The sequence below is a fragment of the Brachyspira innocens ATCC 29796 genome (assembly GCF_000384655.1).
In the GTDB taxonomy this organism is placed as follows: Bacteria; Spirochaetota; Brachyspiria; order Brachyspirales; family Brachyspiraceae; genus Brachyspira; species Brachyspira innocens.
In genome coordinates this window covers 1-3,012 of sequence record NZ_ARQI01000030.1, presented here as the reverse complement: position 1 = coordinate 3,012, position 3,012 = coordinate 1, and the positions used below count along the sequence as shown (strand labels likewise).

The 3,012-nt window shown below is 24.1% G+C and carries 3 protein-coding genes; all 3 read left to right on the top strand.

Features of this window, described 5'->3' with window-relative positions:
* Positions 1-439 precede the first annotated feature (439 nt).
* Positions 440-1,396 (top strand): hypothetical protein, encoded by a 957-nt coding sequence (locus tag F811_RS0100400; protein WP_020003346.1) that lies wholly within the window; start codon positions 440-442, stop codon positions 1,394-1,396.
* Entirely contained in the window at positions 1,389-1,919 is a 531-nt protein-coding gene (locus F811_RS0100395) for a hypothetical protein (RefSeq protein ID WP_020003345.1), read from the top strand. The genes F811_RS0100400 and F811_RS0100395 overlap by 8 nt, the downstream gene beginning before the upstream one ends.
* Before the next feature lie 92 nt (positions 1,920-2,011).
* On the top strand, positions 2,012-3,012 hold a 1,001-nt coding region (locus F811_RS0100390; RefSeq protein WP_026364297.1), incomplete at its 3' end, for a hypothetical protein.

Sequence of the window (3,012 nt, the reverse complement as noted above, 5' to 3'; positions counted from 1 at the left end):
CCCGCCGCAAAAAGAACCAAAAAGTGCAAGTATAAAATTAGTACTAAATAATACTAAAATTATATTACATGTAAGATAAATTATTAATTTAAGCTAAAATATAGCCTTTTTGCTTCTCGCCGTAGGCGGGCTTTGCCTGTGGCACGCCAAAGGCACTCCCTACAGTCGCAAAAGAAGTGGGGTCTGTGGCAAAGCCCCAGATATAAAAACAAAATATAGTTGTTTAGGTATATATACATAGGCTTACAGTTTTTTATTTGAATATATAAAAATACTTGAAAACATACCAGTAATTTTTATTCGCATATATAATTATTATTGTAAATGTAATACAAATTTGAAACGATAATATATTACAGATTAGTTTAAATTTTTGAAACTTTTTATTGATTTTTTGTATTTTTATTCTATATTAGTATAGGATAAAGGATAAAATTTAATGTTATATAGATATTTTGAAGAAAATAAAAATAATATTATTGCTAAAAGAAATAAAATATGGATTAAAAATAAAATATTTCCTAAATGGATAAATCCAGAAGAAATAGATTTGGAGCAATTTTTTACAAAAGAAAATACTGCTAAATATTGCTACAATAATCTATTATCTTTTTTAAACAAAGAAAAAATAGATATATCAAACTATACTTTTGTGGAGCCTTCAGCTGGTAATGGTGCTTTTTTTAATTTATTAGATTCAAAAAATAAAATAGGATTGGATTTAATGCCTTTATCTGATGGTATATTAGAACAAGATTTTTTACTATGGTCGCCTGATGATTTAAATAAAAAGTATATATTTATAGGAAATCCACCATTTGGTTACAGAGCTTGGCTTGCTTTGGCTTTTATGAACTCGGCAGCACAATATGCTGATTATATAGGATTTATATTACCTATGTCTTTTCAAAGTGATGGTAAAGGTTCTCCAAAAAATAGAGTAAACAATATGAAATTAGTACATTCTGAAATACTTCCAAATGATAGTTTTTATAGATTAGATAATAAAAAAATTACAGTAAATGCCTTATGGCAAATATGGAAAAAAGGAAATAATGATTTAGAAGAAAAGAAATCTTGTGATGATTGGGTAGATATATTTACTGTTGATACCAGAAAAGAACGAACTTGCGGAATAGAAAAAATGAATAATGCTGATTTTTTTCTACAAAGAACATATTATACACAGCAACCTAAATTGGTAAAAGACTTTTCAGAGGTTAAATATGTTTGCGGATATGGTATTATAATAAAAAAGTCTAAAAGAAAAGTTGAAAATATATTGAATAGTATAAATTGGAATGATTACAGTAATTTGGCAACTCATAATTGCAGACATATAAGTATGTATCATATACAAAAAGCTTTAATAGATAGAGGTATTGTTAATGCATAATAGTATTTATAATGAATTGTTTTTACATATTTTAGAAAAATATCATAATGATTCTAAATGGGATAATGCAGAATTTAAAAAAATAAAAACACTTTCTAATACAGGAGTAGGAAGTGTAGGTCAAGATTTTATTCATGAATTATGCAATAAATTAAATATCAATTCTAAACTTTCTAAAAAGTCTACAGATGTAAGGGATAAAAATGCTTATGATATAGAAATAGAAAATATTAATTTTGAAATCAAAACAGCAACTGAAGATACAAATTGTAATTTTCAATTTAATCATATAAGATATCATAGAAAATATGAGGCTATAATTTGTTTAGGTGTTTCTCCAGATAATTTATATTTCAATATATGGTCAAAATCTGATATTTCTACAGGTAAAGCTGGTAATTTAGTCAGTATGGAAAAAGGAGCTAATGCTTCTTATAAACTTACAAAATCTAGAAAATCATTATATAATATAAATGAATTTGAAAATATATTATTAAGTTTTATTAATGAATTTAAAAAATAAATGCTCATAAATATAAAAAAAATTTACTGACAATTTATTTTCAAAAATTAAAGCTATATTGCAATGATAATTTGTTAGATTATTATTTAACAATGCTTAGTAATATAATAGAAAATGTATTTAATAATACTATAAATAAATCTAATAAAGGTTTAAGAGTAACCATAAAATCTAATATAGATATTATAGAATATAGTATTAATCAAATAATAGATTTTAAATTTGTATCAACTATAGATTCTTTTGATAAAGTAGATTTAACTATTCCATATTTTGAAAACTATTTATCAAAAAATAATATAAAACATGATCCGTTTTTAGATTTATTTACTCCTTTAAGTTTTAAAGAGTGTAAAGTTTACTATGATGATGAATTAATATTAAATGGTATTTTGCTTTCTTCCATACCTTCAATTTCAGAAAGTTCTAAAATAATACAAATAACTGTTTCGGCTTCCGCTTCCATAATTAATGATGTAAATATAGCTGCTATAGAAGCAAACTCTAAATTTGAATTTGAAAATATGTCATTAGTGGAAATAGCAAATGAAATATGTTCGCCTTATGGAATAAAAAGTGTAATAGAAAATATATATGATTTAAAACCATTTAGCAAAGTAGCCATAGAACCAGAACAAACAATATTTGATTTTTTAGTAGATTTAATAAAAGATGAAGGAGTTTTAATAACTAATAATAGTAATGGAGATTTATTATTTCATAAAATAATAAGCAAATTACCAAGCTGTATAATAGAACAAGATAAATACCCTTTTATAGATGCATCTCCTTCTTTTAATCCTCAAAGTTTTTTCACAAATATAGTAGCTTTATCAGAAATAGACAGTGATAAAAATATAAAAGACACTATGGGAAATTATCCTATGGGAAATGATATTCTTCCAGCACCTTTAAGAAATAATAAATCTATTTTTAATATATTGCTAAAAAGAACTCATATATTTGTATGCAAAGTAAAAAAAGGAATTACTTATGATCCTTATACTTCTGCTAAAGTAAAATATGGCAGAATGCTTGCTAATAGTATTAGTTATACTTTAGTTGTAGAAGGACATAAAAATAATACAACTAA

Excerpts from the sequence above, each read along its gene's own strand:
- F811_RS0100400 (WP_020003346.1), top strand. The coding sequence starts at position 440 with ATGTTATATAGATATTTTGAAGAAAATAAAAATAATATTATTGCTAAA.
- F811_RS0100395 (WP_020003345.1), top strand. The coding sequence starts at position 1,389 with ATGCATAATAGTATTTATAATGAATTGTTTTTACATATTTTAGAAAAA.